The 17,740-nt window shown below is 63.9% G+C and carries 15 protein-coding genes and 1 tRNA gene; 14 read left to right on the top strand and 2 right to left on the bottom strand.

Annotated features, from left to right (window positions below; genetic code table 11):
* The 9 genes from J2X44_RS09810 to J2X44_RS09850 all read left to right on the top strand — a co-directional run bounded on the left by J2X44_RS09810 (window position 1) and on the right by J2X44_RS09850 (window position 9,487).
* A complete protein-coding gene (locus tag J2X44_RS09810) occupies window positions 1-612 on the top strand; it encodes an NADH-quinone oxidoreductase subunit J (RefSeq protein WP_310089431.1) in 612 nt (203 codons plus the stop codon).
* Between the two features lie 124 nt (window positions 613-736).
* Window positions 737-1,042 (top strand): NADH-quinone oxidoreductase subunit NuoK, encoded by a 306-nt coding sequence (nuoK, locus tag J2X44_RS09815; RefSeq protein ID WP_260583119.1) that lies wholly within the window; start codon window positions 737-739, stop codon window positions 1,040-1,042.
* A 4-nt stretch (window positions 1,043-1,046) separates the two neighbouring features.
* Window positions 1,047-3,092 carry an NADH-quinone oxidoreductase subunit L gene (gene nuoL, locus J2X44_RS09820; RefSeq protein ID WP_310089430.1) on the top strand — a complete coding sequence of 682 codons (2,046 nt, stop codon included), beginning with the start codon at window positions 1,047-1,049 and terminating at the stop codon, window positions 3,090-3,092.
* Window positions 3,089-4,642, top strand: a complete 1,554-nt coding sequence (locus J2X44_RS09825) for an NADH-quinone oxidoreductase subunit M (RefSeq protein WP_310089429.1) — start codon at window positions 3,089-3,091, stop codon at window positions 4,640-4,642. The genes nuoL and J2X44_RS09825 overlap by 4 nt, the downstream gene beginning before the upstream one ends.
* A complete protein-coding gene (gene nuoN / locus J2X44_RS09830) occupies window positions 4,639-6,072 on the top strand; it encodes an NADH-quinone oxidoreductase subunit NuoN (protein WP_310089427.1) in 1,434 nt (477 codons plus the stop codon). Before J2X44_RS09825 ends, nuoN begins: the two co-directional genes overlap by 4 nt.
* A complete protein-coding gene (locus J2X44_RS09835) occupies window positions 5,994-6,794 on the top strand; it encodes a biotin--[acetyl-CoA-carboxylase] ligase (protein WP_310089426.1) in 801 nt (266 codons plus the stop codon). The genes nuoN and J2X44_RS09835 overlap by 79 nt, the downstream gene beginning before the upstream one ends.
* Window position 6,795: 1 nt before the next feature.
* Window positions 6,796-7,581 carry a type III pantothenate kinase gene (locus J2X44_RS09840; protein WP_310089425.1) on the top strand — a complete coding sequence of 262 codons (786 nt, stop codon included), beginning with the start codon at window positions 6,796-6,798 and terminating at the stop codon, window positions 7,579-7,581.
* On the top strand, window positions 7,578-9,212 hold the full coding sequence (locus J2X44_RS09845) for a ribonuclease J (RefSeq protein ID WP_310089424.1): 1,635 nt from the start codon (window positions 7,578-7,580) through the stop codon (window positions 9,210-9,212). The genes J2X44_RS09840 and J2X44_RS09845 overlap by 4 nt, the downstream gene beginning before the upstream one ends.
* 14 nt (window positions 9,213-9,226) lie before the next feature.
* Complete coding sequence (locus J2X44_RS09850; RefSeq protein ID WP_310089423.1) at window positions 9,227-9,487, top strand: DUF1467 family protein; 261 nt, start codon at window positions 9,227-9,229, stop codon at window positions 9,485-9,487.
* A gap of 390 nt (window positions 9,488-9,877) precedes the next feature.
* Here the strand turns inward: J2X44_RS09850 and J2X44_RS09855 are convergent, their stop codons facing one another.
* Window positions 9,878-12,247 carry a hypothetical protein gene (locus tag J2X44_RS09855; protein ID WP_310089422.1) on the bottom strand — a complete coding sequence of 790 codons (2,370 nt, stop codon included), beginning with the start codon at window positions 12,245-12,247 and terminating at the stop codon, window positions 9,878-9,880.
* A 68-nt stretch (window positions 12,248-12,315) separates the two neighbouring features.
* Between J2X44_RS09855 and J2X44_RS09860 the strand changes: the two genes are divergently transcribed.
* Both J2X44_RS09860 and J2X44_RS09865 read left to right on the top strand, forming a co-directional pair.
* Window positions 12,316-12,612, top strand: coding sequence for an Hpt domain-containing protein (locus tag J2X44_RS09860; RefSeq protein WP_310089421.1), 297 nt, complete (start codon window positions 12,316-12,318; stop codon window positions 12,610-12,612).
* A gap of 184 nt (window positions 12,613-12,796) precedes the next feature.
* Window positions 12,797-14,113 carry a tetratricopeptide repeat protein gene (locus J2X44_RS09865; protein ID WP_310089420.1) on the top strand — a complete coding sequence of 439 codons (1,317 nt, stop codon included), beginning with the start codon at window positions 12,797-12,799 and terminating at the stop codon, window positions 14,111-14,113.
* An 86-nt stretch (window positions 14,114-14,199) separates the two neighbouring features.
* On the opposite strand, the gene J2X44_RS09870 is transcribed toward J2X44_RS09865, so the two are convergent.
* Window positions 14,200-14,673, bottom strand: coding sequence for an Lrp/AsnC family transcriptional regulator (locus tag J2X44_RS09870; protein WP_310089419.1), 474 nt, complete (start codon window positions 14,671-14,673; stop codon window positions 14,200-14,202).
* 172 nt (window positions 14,674-14,845) lie between these two features.
* On the opposite strand from J2X44_RS09870, the gene J2X44_RS09875 reads away from it, so the two are divergent.
* The 3 genes from J2X44_RS09875 (at window position 14,846) to J2X44_RS09885 (ending at window position 17,735) form a co-directional block, all read left to right on the top strand.
* Entirely contained in the window at window positions 14,846-16,525 is a 1,680-nt protein-coding gene (locus J2X44_RS09875; RefSeq protein ID WP_310089418.1) for a histidine kinase dimerization/phospho-acceptor domain-containing protein, read from the top strand.
* A gap of 41 nt (window positions 16,526-16,566) precedes the next feature.
* Entirely contained in the window at window positions 16,567-17,589 is a 1,023-nt protein-coding gene (locus tag J2X44_RS09880; RefSeq protein ID WP_310089417.1) for a polysaccharide deacetylase family protein, read from the top strand.
* 70 nt (window positions 17,590-17,659) lie between these two features.
* Window positions 17,660-17,735 (top strand) — tRNA-Ile (locus J2X44_RS09885).
* Window positions 17,736-17,740 lie beyond the last annotated feature (5 nt).

A 17,740-nucleotide genomic window follows, 5' to 3' on the forward strand; every position in this document is an offset into this window, starting at 1 on the left:
ATGATCCAACTCTTTGCCTTTTACCTGTTCGCGACCGTCGTCATCGCCTCTGCGGCGATGGTGATTTTCGCGCGCAACCCGGTGCACAGCGTCATGTGGCTGATCCTCGCCTTCTTCAACGCGGCGGGGTTGATGCTGCTCGCGGGGGCCGAGTTCATCGCGATGCTGCTGGTCATCGTCTATGTCGGTGCGGTCGCAGTGCTGTTCCTGTTCGTCGTGATGATGCTCAACATCGATTTCGCCGAGCTGCGCGCCGGTTTCGTACGCTATCTGCCGCTCGGCGCGCTCGTCGCTATCATCCTTGCTGCTGAATTGATCTTCGCGGTCGGCGCATGGAGCGCGGGTGGGGTCGATCTCGCGGCACGCGCGGCGCCCGCGGTCAGCGACAAGAGCAATATCCAGCAGATCGGCGAGCTGCTCTACACGCGTTACATCTTCCTGTTCGAGGCGGCGGGTATCGTGCTGCTCGTCGCGATGATCGGCGCGATCGTGCTGACGCATCGCCAGCGTGGTGGGGTACGCACGCAGAATATCTCGCTGCAAAATCAGCGCCGTCCGCAGGACGCGACGCGGCTCGTTGATCCGGGCGTCGGGCAGGGGATGGAATTGTGATTTCTAGTGCCCCCCAAACTCCGTTTGCATCGAGCGAAGTCGAGATGCGTCTGGCGCTGCGCTCGCGTGTCTCGACTTCGCTCGACACGAACGGAATTCGGATGACCGTGATTGGAGCGGACGAATGATTTCGGTCGGCCATTATCTTGCCGTTTCGGCGGTGCTGTTCACGCTCGGCGTGCTCGGCATCTTCATCAACCGCAAGAATATCATCGTCATCCTGATGGCGATCGAACTGATCTTGCTGGCGGTGAACATCAACCTGGTCGCGTTCAGCGCCGCGCTGAACGATCTGGTCGGGCAGGTTTTCGCGATGTTCGTGCTGACCGTCGCGGCGGGCGAAGCGGCGATCGGGCTTGCCATTCTTGTGATCTATTTCCGCGGCCGCGGCACCATTGCGGTCGATGACGCCAACCGGATGAAGGGGTAAGCCGGTGATTCAGGCGATCGTTTTCCTGCCGCTGCTCGCGGCGCTTGTCGCAGGGCTCGGCCAGCGGGCCATCGGCCCCTTTGCGGCCAAGCTGATCACCACGGGCGCGCTGTTCACCAGCGCGGCGCTCAGCTGGCCGATCTTCCTGTCCTATGTGATGGGCACGGGTCAGGCCGAGGTCGTGACCGTGCTGCACTGGGTGTCGTCGGGCGCGCTGCAGTTCAATTGGGAGCTGCGCGTCGATGCGCTGACCGCGGTGATGCTCGTCGTGATCACAACGGTGTCGGCGCTCGTCCACCTGTATAGCTGGGGCTATATGGAGGAAGACCCGGACCAGCCGCGCTTCTTCGCCTATCTCTCGCTGTTCACCTTCGCGATGCTGATGCTCGTGACCGCGAACAATCTGGTCCAGATGTTCTTCGGTTGGGAAGGCGTCGGCCTTGCGTCGTACCTCCTCATCGGTTTCTGGTACAAGAAACCGAGCGCCAATGCCGCGGCGATCAAGGCGTTCGTCGTCAACCGCGTTGGCGATCTTGGCTTCATGCTCGGTATCTTCGGCACCTTCCTCGTCTTCGGCACCGTGTCGATCCCCGAGATTCTGGCTGCTGCGCCGGGCATGGCGGGTTCGACGATCAGCTTCATGGGCATGCGTCTCGACACGATGACGATCCTTTGCCTGCTGCTGTTCATCGGCGCGATGGGCAAGTCGGCGCAGCTCGGCCTGCACACCTGGCTGCCCGACGCGATGGAAGGCCCGACCCCGGTGTCGGCGCTGATCCACGCCGCGACGATGGTCACCGCGGGCGTGTTCATGGTGTGCCGCCTGTCGCCGATGTTCGAAACATCGGACGTCGCGCAGGGCGTCGTGATGTTCGTCGGCGCCGCGACCTGCTTCTTCGCCGCGACCGTCGCGACAACGCAGTGGGACATCAAGCGCGTCATCGCCTATTCGACCTGTTCACAGCTCGGGTACATGTTTTTCGCTGCGGGCGCGGGCGCTTATGGCGCGGCGATGTTCCACCTGTTCACGCACGCCTTCTTCAAGGCATTGCTGTTCCTTGGTGCCGGTTCGGTCATCCACGCGATGCATCACGAACAGGACATGCGCTATTACGGCAATCTGCGGAAATCGATCCCAATCACCTATTGGGCGATGATGCTCGGCACGCTGGCGATCACCGGCGTCGGCATCGCGGGCGTTGCGGGCTTTGCCGGCTTCTATTCCAAGGACGGCATCCTCGAGGCGGCTTATGCGAGCGGCGGCGGCGGTGTCATCGCTTTCTGGGTCGGCATTTTTGTCGCCTTCCTCACCAGCTTCTATTCGTGGCGCCTCGTCTTCCTGACCTTCTATGGCAAGCCGCGCTGGGAACAGAGCGAGCATATCCAGCATGCGGTGCACGACGATCATGGCCACGGCCATGACGAGCATGCCCACACCGCGCATGACGATCATCATCATGCCGCTTCGGGCGACGGCACCGCAGGTTACCAGCCGCACGAGAGCCCGATCAGCATGCTGATCCCGCTGGTCGTGTTGTCGATCGGCGCGGTGTTCGCGGGGATCGCGTTCCACCACCCGTTCATCTATCCCGAAGAGGGGCTGGCGTTCTGGAACGGCAGCCTGGCGTTCGACGCCGAGTTGATGCACCACGCGCACGAAGTCCCGCTGTGGGTGAAATGGACGCCGTTCACGGTGATGGCGATCGGGCTGTTCCTCGCGTGGAACAGCTATATCCGCAACACCACGCTGCCGGCGCGGTTCGTGGCCCAGTTCAAGCTGCTCCACCAGTTCCTCTACAACAAATGGTATTTCGACGAGCTCTACGACATCCTTTTCGTCAAGCCCGCCTTTGCGATCGGCCGCTTCTTCTGGAAGCGCGGCGATGAACAGACCATCGATCGCTTCGGTCCCGATGGCATGGCGGCGCTCGTTCAGGGGGGCACCCGGCTCGCGGTGCGGCTGCAATCGGGTTATGTTTATGGATATGCGTTTGTGATGCTGCTCGGGCTTGTCGGCCTTGCCAGCTGGGCCATGGTGAAGTTCCTGTGAGCGGTTTCCCGATCCTTTCGCTGATGCTGGCGGTCCCTGCGGTCGCCGCCATCGCCTGCCTGTTCGTCGGCGACAAGATGGCGCGCTGGGTCGCGCTTGGTGCGACGCTGATCACCTTCGTCCTTGGCTGTATGATGTGGGCCGGGTTCGATATCGGCGGCGCGCAGTGGCAGTTCACCGAACGCGCCGACCTGTTCGGGCGCTTCAGCTGGGCGCTCGGCATCGACGGCATGGCGCTGATGCTGATCATGCTCAGCGTGTTCCTGATGCCCCTCTGCATCCTGGCGAGTTGGGACGCGATCAAGAGCCGTGTCGGTCTCTACATGGCGATGTTCCTGATCATGGAAACGATTATGATCGGCGTGTTCTGCGCGCAGGATCTGCTGCTGTTCTATATCTTTTTCGAAGCCGGATTGATCCCGATGTATTTCATCATCGGCATCTGGGGCGGCGCGAACCGCAAATATGCGGCGTATAAGTTCTTCCTCTACACGCTGCTCGGATCGGTGCTGATGCTGGTCGCGATGATCGCGATGATCGGTGAAGCGGGAACCACCGACATTCCGACGCTGCTCAACTACGACTTCCCGGTCGAAATGCAGACGTGGCTGTGGCTCGCCTTCTTCGCCAGCCTCGCGGTCAAGATGCCGATGTGGCCCGTCCACACCTGGCTTCCCGACGCGCACGTCCAAGCGCCGACGGCGGGCTCGATGATCCTGGCAGGCGTGCTCTTGAAGCTCGGCGCCTATGGCTTCATCCGTTTCATGATGCCGATGTTCCCCGACGCGTCGGCGCAACTGATGTGGATCGTGTTCGGCCTGTCGATGGTCGCGGTGGTGTACACCAGCCTTGTCGCCTTGGCGCAGAGCGACATGAAGAAGCTGATCGCCTATTCGTCGGTCGCGCATATGGCGATCGTCACCGCGGGCCTGTTCGCGTTCAACCAGCAGGGGATCGAGGGCGCGCTGATCATCATGCTCAGCCATGGTGTCGTGTCGGCCGCGCTCTTTTTCTGCGTCGGCGTGATTTACGACCGGCTCCACACGCGCGAGATCGACCGGTATGGCGGCCTCGCGGTGAACATGCCGGCCTATGCGCTGTTTTTCATGCTGTTCACGATGGCGTCGATCGGTTTGCCGGGGACCAGCGGTTTCGTCGGCGAATTCCTGAGCCTCGCGGGCATTTATGAAGCGTCGAGCTGGGTCGCGTTCGTGTGCACCACCGGGATCATCCTCGGCGCCGCCTACATGCTTTACCTCTACCGCCGCGTGGTGTTCGGCGAACTGACCAAGGATGATGTAAAGGCAATGCCCGACCTCAACGCGCGCGAATGGACGATCCTGGCGCCTTTGGCCGCCGTGGCGTTGTGGATGGGCGTCTATCCCGAGAGTTTCCTCGCCCCGATGCGCGGTGACGTGACGACGGTTGTCGCGCGCCTCGCTCCGGCTAAGCCTGCGGGCGATGCCCATCTCGCAGCCGGCAATCCGCAGCCCGCCAAGGCGCAAGGTGCAACCGCCCACGGATCGAGCCATGCGGGAGGCGTCCAATGACCGCCGATCTCGCGCTTATCTGGCCCGAACTGATCCTGACGATCGGCGGGCTCATCACGCTGATGCTCGGCACCTTCATGGGTGACCGGCAGGTCGGTCTATACCAGCTCAGCGCGCTGCTGACGCTGGCCGCGGCCGCGGCATCCGTCGTCGCGCTGTTCGGTATCGAGACGACGGTTTTTTCCGGCACATTGTCGGTCGACAGCTTCGGCGGCTTTGCCAAGCTGCTGATCTATGCCGCGAGCTTCATCTGCATCCTGATCGCACCGCGCTTTTTCAACGGGGGGATGCGCGCCGAATATCCGGTGCTGATCCTGTTCGCCGCGCTCGGCATGGGCATCATGGCCTCGTCGCGCGATCTGATGACGCTGTATGTCGGGCTCGAACTGAACAGCCTCGCGGCCTATGTGCTCGCCAGCTTCATGCGCACCGACGAACGGTCGAGCGAGGCGGGGCTGAAATATTTCGTCCTCGGCGCGCTGGCGTCGGGCATGCTGCTCTACGGCATTTCGCTGCTCTATGGCTTCACCGGCACCACCGATTTCGCCGGGATCGCCAAGGTCATGGGCGGAGAGCTCAACATCGGGCTGATCTTTGGCATCGTGTTCGTGCTCGCGGGGCTGGGTTTCAAGATCAGCGCCGTGCCGTTCCACATGTGGACCCCCGACGTCTATGAGGGCGCGCCGACCCCGGTGACGACCTTCTTCGCTACAGCGCCGAAAGTGGCGGCGATGGCGCTGATGACGCGCGTCGTGATCGACGCGATGGGGCCTGCGGTCGGTGCGTGGCAACAGATCATCATCTTCCTCGCGCTCGCCTCGATCATCCTCGGCGCGGTCGGTGCGATCGGACAGAAGAATATCAAGCGCTTGCTCGCTTATTCGTCGATCAACAACGTCGGCTTCATGCTGATCGGTCTCGCCGCGGGAACGCAGGCGGGGGTTGAGGGCGTGCTGACCTATCTGCTTGTCTATGTGGTGACGACGGTCGGCGCCTTCGTGGTCGTGCTGCAATTACGCGATGCCGATGGCAATTACATCGAAAGCATCCCGGCGCTTGCCGGTCTGTCGCAGCGCCGCCCCGGCTTGGCGGCAGCGATGGCAGTATTCCTGTTCAGCCTGGCGGGCATCCCGCCGCTGTTCGGCTTCTGGCCGAAATATCTGGTGTTCGAGGCCGCGGTGAATGCCAATTTGGTGCCGCTGGCGGTTGCCGGTATCGTCGCGTCGGTGATCGGCGCATTCTATTATATCGCGATCATCAAGACGATGTATTTTGACGATAAATCGAACACCGAAATCCCTGCCGGTGGCGGCGCGATCGTCGAGGATGCGGTGATTACCGCCAGCGCGCTGTGGCTGTCGGTCATCGGCTATCTGTTCATTCCGGTGCTGGCCGTCGTTTCGGCGAGCGCCGCCGCGGTGCTGTTCTGATACCGCCGATCGAGCGGGTAGCGCAGACAGGTTCGACCAATGCCGACCTGCTGGCGCGGCTGGCCAGCGGCGAGCAGGTCGGCGAGGGGCACTGGCTGATCGCCGATCGTCAGACCGCTGGACGCGGACGGCTGGGACGCGGCTGGAACGACGGGCAGGGCAATTTCATGGGCTCGACCGTCGTTCACCTGACGATCGGTGACCCGTCGCCTGCAAGCCTCGCGCTGGTCGCCGGGGTGGCGCTGGCCAAGACCGTCGCGGCGCTAGCACCGAACATCGACGCGCAGCTGAAATGGCCGAACGACCTGTTGGTGGGCGGCGCGAAATGCGCGGGTATCCTGATGGAGCGCACCGGCAATTCGGTGGTGATCGGGATCGGGGCCAATCTGGTCGCCGCGCCTGAGCTGCCCGATCGACCGACCGCAACGCTGGCGAGCAAAGGCGTCGCGCTCGACCGCGATCATTTCACCGGCGCGCTGGGCATCGCGATGATCGACGCGCTGTGGACGTGGCGGCAGGAAGGCGTGGCGAGCATCGTGCGCGCCTGGCTGCCGCTGGCCCATCCGCTCGGGACGCCGCTGCATGTGTCCGAACAAAGCATTGACGGGACATTCGACGGTCTGGCCCAGGACGGCGCGCTCCGCTTGCGCCTGGGCGGCGGCGAGACCATGTTGATCCATGCGGGAGACGTCGAGTTACGGCGACCTGCGGAGGGGAATTGAGATGCTGCTCGCGATCGATGTCGGCAACACCAATGCAAAATTCGCGCTGTTCCGCGGCACCGAGCTGCTCGCGCGCTGGCGCATCGCGACCGACGACCGCCGGACCGCCGACGAATATATGGTGTGGCTCGATCAATTGCTGCGCATCGAGGGCCATGACCGCGCCCAGGTCGATGCCGTGATCATCTCGACGGTGGTGCCGCGCGCGCTCCACAATCTCCAGCTCCTCGCGGTCAAATATTTCGGTGTCGATGCGCTGGTCGCCGGGCGCGAGCCGGTGACGTGGGGCATCGCGCTCAAGGTCGACGAGCCGCGCTCGGTCGGCGCCGACCGCGCGGTCAACGCGATTGCGGCGCAGGCGGTCGAGCCTGGCAGGGACAAGCTGGTGATCAGTTTCGGTACTGCGACGACGCTCGATCATATCGGTTCCGAAGGCGCCTATCTGGGCGGCATCATCGCGCCGGGGGTCAATTTGTCATTGGAGGCTCTGGTCGCCGCCGCCGCCAAGCTGCCGCGGATTGCCATCGAAGCCCCGACAACGAGCAGCGTTATCGGGCGGACCACCGAAAGCCAGATGCTGATCGGGGTATATTGGGGTTATGTATCCATGATGGAAGGCCTAATAGGGCGTATGAAATCCGAAATCGGCAAACCTCTCACCGTCATCGCGACCGGCGGCCTCGCCACCCTGTTTCAGGAACAGGCGCATCTGTTCGACCGTATCGAGCCTGATCTGACGCTGAACGGCCTGATGCATCTTTATGCGCAGCGGGGTGCCGCTGCATGACCGTCCCCGGCAAAGAATTGTTGTTCCTCGCGCTCGGCGGATCGGGCGAGATTGGCATGAACGCCAATCTCTACGGCTGCGACGGCAAATGGATCATGCTCGACCTTGGCGTGACCTTTGGCACCCATGATTATCCCGGCATCGACATCATCATGCCCGATCTGGAATTCATTGAGGATCGCAAAAAGGATTTGCTCGGTATCATCCTGACCCACGGGCATGAGGATCATATTGGCGCTCTGCCTTATCTCGCCGCCGACCTTGGCGTGCCGCTCTACGCCAACCGCTTCACTGCCGGGCTGATCGCCAACAAGCTGGCGGAAGAAGGGTTGGAGAAAGAGGTCAAGATCAAGACCGTCGACATCGACGCGCATTTCCAGCTTGGCCCGTTCGGCATCCGGCTGATGCCGCTGGCGCACTCGATTCTCGAGATGAGCGCGGCGGTGATCGATACCCCTTATGGCCGCGTATTCCATACCGGCGACTGGAAGCTCGACGCGGATCCGGTGCTGGGCACGCCGTCGAGCGCCGCGGCGCTGACCGCGATCGGTGATGAGGGCGTCGATTTCTTGATCGGCGATTCGACAAATGCCTTCAATCCCGAGGCGTCGGGCAGCGAGGGCGACCTGTATGACGGGCTGCTCACCGCGGTCAGCAATGCCAAGGGGCGCGTCATTGTCACGACCTTTGCGTCGAACGCGGCCCGGCTCAAGACGCTGGGGCGCGTTGCCACGGCGACCGGGCGCTCGCTGTGCGTCGCGGGCCGTTCGCTCGACCGCATTCTGGGCGTCGCGCGATCGGTCGGCTATCTCAAGGACTTCCCGCCGACGGTCGATTTCGACGAGGCGATGCGCCTGCCGCGCGACAAGGTGATGGTCATCGCTACCGGCGGGCAGGGCGAACCGCGCGCGGCGCTGGCGCGCATGGCGTCTGACAGTCACCAGATCAAGTTGCAGGCGGGCGACACGGTCGTCTTTTCGTCCAAGCAGATCCCGGGCAATGAAGTCGCGATCGGGCGGATCATGAACCAGCTTGCTGCCAAGGACATTCTGACCGTCACCGAAAAGCAGGCGCATATCCATGTCAGCGGCCACCCGGGGCAGCCCGAACTGGCGGCGCTCTACGGCTGGCTGCGGCCAAAGCTGGTGGTGCCGGTCCACGGCGAGATTCGCCACATGCACGAACAGGCGCGCTTTGCGCTGGAAACGGGCGTTCCCGATGCGCTGATCCAGGAAAATGGCGATCTGGTCCGCCTCGCCCCCGGTCCCGCCAAAATCCTCGAGCGCGTCCGCGCCGGGCGGCTGATCCTCGACGGCGATGTGATCCTGCCTGCCGATGGCGAGACGATCAACGAGCGCCGCAAGCTGGCGCTACACGGTCATATCACCGTCGCCGTCATCTTCACCGGCAAACGCTTTACCGAGGTGGCGGTCAGCTATCGCGGCGTCCCGGTCGAGGATGAGCGCGAGGCGTTTATCGACGAGATGCGCGAAGCGGCAGAGAAAGCCGCGCTGGTGCCCGCCAAGGAGCAGGAAAAAATGCGCGAGGCGATCCGGCTGAGCGTGCGCCGCGTCGCGACCGACTGGACCGGCAAAAAACCCGTCGTCGATGTCATGCTCGTGCAGCTCTGAACGGACTTACAACGATGAAATGGACTTCGGCGCTCGCAATCTATTCGCTTTTCTTCGCGCTCAGCGCCTTTTTCGTGCTGCCGTTTCATGGGCGGAAAGCGAGCGATGACGAGGCGCCGCTCGTGAAGGGGCAGGACCGCGGCGCGCCCGCGGTGTTCCGGCCCGGCCGCATCCTGCTCCAGATGGCGATCGTCGCGACGATCGGGTTTGTGCTTTACTATGCCGCCTATGTGACTGGGGTTGTCGATCCCGATGTGATGAGTGGTCGGGCTTGATGGGTCGGGGAGCGATCGGCGTGATGACCGCGTAACAATCCAAAGTTCAGGAAAGTTCAGCCTCGCGCGGTCCGCGATTTGAGCCTCCAGTATTGTCGGATCGCTCGGCGCCCCCCCCATGGCTGGCCGGCGAACGGCAATATGATGCCCCGATTGAGGGTTCGCACAGCCAGATAATGTAGGAAAGCCCTATTTGAAGGCTATGTCAGCTTTGGGGTGGGAAGCTGCAATTCCCCAAATTCGTCATCCCCGCGAAAGCGGGGACCCAGAGCGTGCGTAGGCTAACCCCACCCTAGGTTCCCGCTTTCGCGGGAATGACGAAGTTGTAGAAACCGGAACGTCTACTTCTGGTCGTTTGCAGACATGCCAATCCGCTGACTCCCGCCCCGACTACCCCCGCAACCGATCGATCGCCTGCGCCAGCGCCACATACAGCTTGCCGATGTCCGACGACAGCAGGGTCACGCTGATCGCCGATCCGTCGCGGGCGCCAATCAGCAGGCGCAGCATGGCTTCGAAGTCGTGGATGAACTGGTTCACCGACGCATGGAAGCCGTCGTCATTCTGATAAAGCCGCAGGATTTCCTTGGCCTCGCCGCTCTCGATCAGCTTGACCGCGCGGCGGGCGAACACGCCGCGATCGCCCTTCAGATAGGCGTCCCAGGCGGTGTCGCTGACTTCGCTCGACAATATCTTGGTGACGTCGATCGCGGTCGATTTCAGCGCCTCGGTCAGCAGACCCACTTGTTTGGCGAGCGAATCACGACCCGAGGCAGATATCGCCTGTTCGGCTTCGGCCACGCGCGCTTCGACGCTGGCGCTGGTGTCCATAATCGTGATCAGCTGGCGCATCAGGCGGTCGGCAGCGCCGTTTGCGGCGGACACCGCGCGCGCCGACGCTTCTTCGATCGCGGTCAGCTGCGCCATGATCTCGTTCTTGAACGCGGCGTCGATGGCCTCGGTCGCGGTCGCCTGCATCGCCTCGCGGGCACCCGCCACCAGTTTTTCCAGCGTCTGCCGTGCCTCGTCGGCGGCGGAGTCGGCGGTGGCGCGCACGTCGCTCAGCGTCGCGATCATCCGTGCGCCGCCCTGTTCAGCAAATTCGTCGGCGCCGTCGCGCAGCTTGGCCAGCGCGGCTTCGGCATCGGCCAGCGATCCATTGATGCGGTCGGCCAATTGCTGCTGGCTGGCGGCGTGGCCCGCCATCTGGTCTTCGTTCGCCTTGAGGGTCGCCTGAACCGCGTTGACGTGCGACATCGTCGATTGCGCGACCAGCTCGGATGCCTCCAGCATCGGGCGCAGCTGCGACAGCCCAGCCTGCGTCGCTTTGCCGTGCGATGTCATGCGGTCGAGCGCATGCGGCAACGTCTCGTCGAGCTCGCGCGTTACCGCGTCGAGCGCGAGGAGCAGCGATTCCGCGTGGGAAATCAGCTGGTGCGCCGATGCGTTCCCGCTCTGCACTTCCTGCAAGAAGGCGCTGAGCTGTGCCTTGGTGTCATCGATTGCGCGGCCGATCACGCCGGTACTGGCGCTGACACTGACGTCGAGCACCTCAAGCTGCTGCGCCACATCGGCGACATGCGCCGTGATCCGTGTTGCCAGCGCATCGCTGGCGTCGGCATGCGCCGCCAGCAGGGCGCCCATGGCCTCGCCCGCGTCGCGCGCGGCGGCAAGTTTGCCGTCCATCTGGGCGGCAGCACTGTCGACGCCGTCGCGGAACAGGCGCCAGCTTTCGTCCATCTGGCCGGTGACCGCGGTGACGGTCGATGTCATCTCATCGCGCGCTGCAGCCCCGACCCTTACCATGCGCGCGAGAGCAGCGTCGTGCGCGGCGCTGACTTGGGTCGAGGCGCCAATAAGCCCCGATTCGACTTCTTTAACCTGTTCCTGCAACGCCACGATCGCTTCCAGCATGGTTGCGGTCGATGCCTGGCCGGTCTGCGCCGCTTTTGCCGCTTCCTCGCCGAGCGCCGCCAGCTTCGCTTCCAGACTGGCGCCCTGCTGATGCGCGACAAGGCCCGCTTCGCGGAAATTAACCGCAAGCCGCTGCGCGACATCGTCGATCCGGGGTAATCCGGCGAGCAATCCGTCCATGCGTTGCAACGCGACGTCGCCCGACCGCGCGAGCTGGTCATGGGCATTGGCGATCACCGACGCATTGCTGGCCAGCTTGTCGCTACTTTCGCCCAGCCGCGCCACGGTATCGAACCCCAGTTGCTGTACGATTCTCGCCTGTTCCCCGAGCTGTTTCTGCGCGTCGGCGAGGTGCAAGCCGAGCGAGTGCATCGACTGATTGAGCGCAATATTCTCGTCGCGCAGCGCGCTGGCGACGCGCGCGAAGCGGGCCTGTTCGGACCGGCTTGAACGCAGCAGCGTCATCCACAGGACGGCAAGCAGGGTCAGCGGCATGGCGATCGTCGCAATCAGCGCCGACCATTCGGTCAACGCCGGTCCGCGGGTCAGACCATCGGTGGCAACGGCGATCGCAAATCCCGTCCAGCCGATGCCCAGCAGGATCAGCAGCGCCGGAGCGACGCGGTCGCGCCACGCCGATGGCGCGGCCGAATCATCTTGCATATCATCGCTGTCCGGGATGTCGGTCAGCGACGACATGTCGAGCCAGTCGCGTTCGGCGGGCGCCTCCGCTTCGGGTGCGCGCGCAGTCTCCGGCGGCGCGGCGTCAGCCGACGCGGCGGTGCCAGATTCCTGAATTGTGGCGGAATCCCGCCACAATCCGACGATTTTCTTGTCCCCCGTCATCCGGCTATCTTAGCACCAAATGACCGTCTTGAAACGGAAACTTAACCACAAGCTGCCAACGCTGTGGAATGTCCTTTGATAGTGGCCCGCTCGATCGATACCTCAGCGCCGCGATCGGCGATGATCCGGCGATTGCGCTGGACCTGCGCGGAGCCTTTACCGGCAGCGCGCGCGATCTGGCGGACCTGATGCGCCGTGCCCGTTGCGACGCCAATTGGGATGTCGCGGCGCTTCGCCTGAAGGGGCTCGCGGCGACCTTTGGCATCATCTCGCTGATCGAACTCGCCGAACAGGCGATGGCGGGGGCGCCCGGCGATCCGCTGGTGCTGCGCCAGATCAACCAGGCGATCGACGACATCGCCTGACACCGTCGGGCTTCACCGCCGGGTTCAATTTCGGTTCAGCCGTTCTCTTCCAAAGAAATATCGATACCGGCCGTCTTGCCTTGGCAACGCGACGGGTTTAGCCGCGTTATGAACGCGCGCCGGAACCCTGTTTGCGTTGCCTGTTATCGTTGGGCGAGCCGGCCGATTCTGAGGAGAGATTTCGATGTTCACCCGTTTCCGCTCGATGCCCGCGACGGCGATGGCCGCCGTGCTCGGCTGCGCGCTGATGACGACCGCCGCACCGGCCGCCGCCCAGAAAAAGGAAAAGCCGAAGAAGGAAGAGGCCGCCAAAGGCAAGGGTCTGACCGCGAGCAAGGGTTTCGCTCCCGCACTCAAGAAAATGACCGACGCGACCGCGGCGAAGGATCCGGCAACGCTGATGGCGGCGGTGACCGAGGGCCAGGCGAGCGCGACGACCCCCGACGACAAATATCTGGTCGGCTTTTATCAGCTCCAACTGGGCATCCTGAACAAGGATCAGGCGCTGCAAGGGCAGGGGCTCGACGTGATGCTTGAATCGGGGCTGACCCCGGCCGAAAATGTCGGCGTGTATAATTTCTACTCGGGCAATTTTGCCTATGGCGCGAAGAACTATACCAAGGCGATCCAGCGGCTCGAAGCGGCGAAAGCTGCGGGCTCGACCGAGTCCGCCTTGTCGCCGATGCTGATGGACAGCTATTTGAACGGTGGCCAGATCGACAAGGGATGGGAAATCGCCCAGGCCGGGATCACGGCGGCGCGCACCGCGGGCACCAAACCGTCGGAAGAACTATATGTGCGTCCGGCGCAGGCGTTCCAAAAAGCCAACCGCACCAACGAGATGCTCGACGTCCTGACAATGCGGGTCCAGGATTATCCGACCCCGGCGACGTGGCGCAACACGCTGTATATCCTGTTGCAGCAGGCTGGGGGCGACAAGGAACTCAACCTCGACATCCTGCGCCTGATGCGTGCGACCAATTCGATGACCCAGCGCCCCGAATATCTGGAATATGCCGGCCTGGCGACTGAAGCCGGTTTCCCCGGGGAAGTCGTGGCGGTGATCAAGCAAGGCCAGAACAGCGGCGCGATCCCCAAAACCGATACGCATTTTGGCAGTATTCTGGAATCGCAGACACCGCGCGCCGCGTCTGATGCCGCCGCGGTGGCCGCCGATGCCGCCAAGCCAGCGACACTGACCAATCCGAAGGCGGCACGGGCGACCGCCGACGCGTTGGTAGGCAATGGCGACGCCGCCAAGGCGATCCCGCTGTATCAGGCCGCCTTGGCCGCGGCGCCGACCGACCCGCTCGTGCAATATCGCCTGGGAGTCGCGCAGGCGCTGGCCGGGCAGGGCGATGCGGCGGTCGCCAGCTTCGCCAAGGTGCAGGGCAATCGCCAGCGGCTGGCGCAGCTATGGTCGATCCGGGCCAAGGCCGGCGCGGCTCCCGCCGCCGCACCGGCAGCGGCTCCGGCCGCCGCACCCGCGACCGGCAGCTGAACGCTCGATCGCGACCAACCGAAAAAAAAGGCGCCGTTCCGGATCGGAACGGCGCCTCTTTTTTAGTCCGTGATGAGTAGTAGCGATCAGGATTCGACCGGAATTCCCGCCAACTGCTTCGCAGTGCGAATCGTCAGCGATGTTTTAACGCTGGTGACATTGGGCGCGGAGGTCAGGTGGGCCGTCAAAAACGACTGAAAACTTTGCAGATCGCGCGCCACGACTTTCAGCAGAAAATCGATTTCGCCGTTGAGCATGTAACATTCGCGAACTTCGGCCAGGCCGCCGACATAATCCTCGAACGCCTTCAGATCGGCCTCGGCCTGGCTGCGCAGGCTGACCATGGCAAAGACAGTGATGCCATACCCCAGCTTCGCGGCATCAAGGTCGGCATGATAGGACCGGATGACCCCCGATTCTTCCAGCGCGCGCACCCGGCGCAGGCACGGCGGCGCGGTCAGTCCGACCATCTGGGCCAGCTCGACATTCGTCATTCGGCCATTTTTTTGTAGTTCGCCCAGAATCTGCAGGTCGATCTGATCGAATTTCTGACTCGCCATTGTTGAAACATCCGCTTTCCAAAACTGCGGTGACCATAATATTATTTCAGGCGATTGCAATTGTCCCACAATGTGACGTGGCCGGTTAAGGCACTTTCATGACTGGGGGATTCACGCTAGCCGGTAAGCATATGCTAACCAAGGACCAAGGGTGTGGGACGGGCTTCCCGTGATGGCTGACTCGATGATCGCGACCATCTTGCGCCAGGCGCCTGCGGACCCCCGTGCCAGCATCGCGGCGTGGCGGCAACTGTCCGATATTCTGGCCCAGCGTGGCAATCAACTGGGCGACGACGATATTCGTCGCAGCCTGCACGCGCTCGCCGTGCTCAGGCCGCAAATACCCGAGTCGGTGCGCCGCGATTGCGCGCGGGCGGTTGCTCGGCATGGCCGTTTTGCGCCTTTGGTGGCGCTCTACGCCAATGATGTGCCGGCAGTTTCGGCAATCATGCTGCGTCACGCGCGGTTGTCGGAAACCGATTGGCTGGCAATGTTGCCAGCCACCAGCGCCATGGCGCGTTCGGTGCTGGCGGGTCGCAATGACTTGCCTGTCGGCGTCTATCGGGCGCTCGCCAGTCTGGGCAGCGCATCGGTCGCGCTGCCGCAGCCTGGGGCGATGACCACCGACGCTGCGGCTTGCGAACCGGAGCCGAAACCGGCCCCGGCGGTCGCGCTGCACGCCGCTCCCGATGCGGCAGTGGAAAATGGCACCAGCCAGATCAGCGAATTGGTCCGTCGGATCGACAAATTCCAGTCGGCGCGTAGCCAGCCTGATGGCGCGCGCGCCGCGCAGGCGCCGCGCGCAGCCTTTCTGTTCGAAACCGGACCTGATGGGGTGATCCATTGGGTGGAGGGCGTCACCCGCGGGGCGGTGATCGGGCTGTCGATCGCCGATGCGGCATTTGGCGGCGAGCCTGGAACCGACGGCGTCGCGGCGGGCGGTTTTCGGCAGCGCGCCGAGATTCTCAACGCGCGCATGATGCTGGAAGGCACGCCCGCCGACGCGGGCGAGTGGCGCTTTTCCGCGCTGCCGTGGTTCGATCCGGCAACGGGGCAGTTCCGCGGTTATCGCGGCAGCGCCCGCCGCCCCAATCGCAGCGAGACGCCCTATGGCCGCCCGGCTGCCGAGGATTCGGGCGATTCGATCCGCCAGCTGATCCACGAACTGCGGAGCCCGCTCAACGCCATTTCGGGTTTTGCCCAGATCGTTGCGGGGCAGATGTTCGGACCGGTCAACCAGAGCTATCGCACGATGGCCGACACGATCGTCGCCGACGCGGCATCGGTGCAAACGATCATCGACGACCTGGAAACCGCTGCGCGGAGCAACTCCGCCGCCGCGATCGACCCGGCGCCCGGCGAAGTGGTCGACATGGGCGCGATCGTGACGCAGGTCGAAAACGATCTGGCGGCATTGCTGGCCGAGCAGCGCGTAGACCTGAGCATTTCGCGGATCGGTGGCCCGTTTGTGGGGCTGGCCAACGACGCCAATGCCCGACGTATGGTCGGCCGCCTGCTGACCGCGCTGGTCGATGTGTCCGAAACGGGCGCTATATTGGTTGGGCAACTGGTCACCGAATCGCAGCATGACGATATGCTCCAGTTGCGGATCGTGCGTCCGGCGACGATCCGCTTCGCGACCGCCGCCGATCTGCTCGACCCCGGTTTCAGCCCCGAAGGTGAGGCGCCGGGCGCGGCGGTGCTCAGCCTGGGCTTCTCGCTGCGGCTGGTCGACAGCCTGGCGCGCGCCACTGGCGGACGGCTCGATATCGGGCATAACGCCTTGACCTTGCATCTGCGCTCGGCCAACTCGAAGCCCGAGGTCGCGCTGGACGTCCAGCAAGGCGAATAGGCCGGTCGGCCTGAATAATTGGCGCGGCAAAGGGGAGCGTGGTGCAGCCTGCGGGCAATTTCTTTGCATATCCGGCGGCATCCGACCTGGTGGAACTCGCCGCGGATGAACGGCCGCGCTTTTGGGTTACCATCGACACCGAGGAGGATTTCGACTGGGCGGCGCCCTTTGCCCGCACCGGCTATCGCCTCGCGTCGGTCCCGGCGCTCGCCGACTGCCAGAGCTATTTTGCCCGCGCGGGCGTGAAACCCATCTATCTGGTTGACTGGCCGATCGTCGTCGACGACCGCGCGGTCGCCATTCTGGGCGCTGCCCAGGCCAGCGGCGCCTGTGACATCGGGGCGCAGCTGCACCCATGGGTGACGCCGCCGCACGACGAGGACGTGAACGCCCGCAACAGCTACACAGGCAATCTTCCCGCCGAGCTTCAGCGCGCCAAGATGACGGCGCTGCGCGACGCGATCCGCGATCGGTTCGGCGTTTCGCCGACGGTTTACCGGGCCGGGCGCTATGGCCTGGGCGAAAATACCGCCACGATGCTCGCCGAGCTGGGTTTCCGTTGCGACACATCGGTCCGCTCCGGGTTCGATTATCGCGCCGGCCACGGCCCCGACTATCGCGCGGCGCCCCTGCACCCGTGGTGGGTTCGCTCCGATGCGGGAGCGGTGCTCGAAATGCCGGTCACAACCGTGTTCGGCGGACTGCTAGGCGGGGTAGGCGGCCGCGTGTATCATCGCATCGCCCGTAACGGCACCCATGCCGGCGCGGCGCTCGCAAGGCTCGGGCTGGTTGAGCGGATCGCACTGACCCCGGAAGGGATTCCCGCCGCGCGGGCATGCAAGGCGATCGATCGTGCCATCGACCTGCGGTTGCCGGTGCTCAATTTCTCTTTCCACTCGCCGTCGCTGCAACCCGGCAATACCCCTTATGTTCGCAGCCAGGCCGATCTCGACCTTTTCTATCGCTGGTGGGACATGGTGCTGGACCATCTGGCGCGGCGCGGCGTCGAGGCGACGACTGCCGACGACATCTGGGCAATGGCGCAGCGCCGGACGGCTGGCTGAGCGTTGACGCTTGCCAACGCAGCGCGGCGTCCGCTATCGCCCGCTGACCCCTCACCGGGTTTTTCCAGGGGGGCCTGTAGCTCAACGGTTAGAGCTGGCCGCTCATAACGGCTAGGTTGCGGGTTCGAGTCCTGCCGGGCCCACCATTCCC

Source organism: Sphingopyxis sp. BE259 (assembly GCF_031457495.1).
Classification (GTDB): Bacteria; Pseudomonadota; Alphaproteobacteria; order Sphingomonadales; family Sphingomonadaceae; genus Sphingopyxis.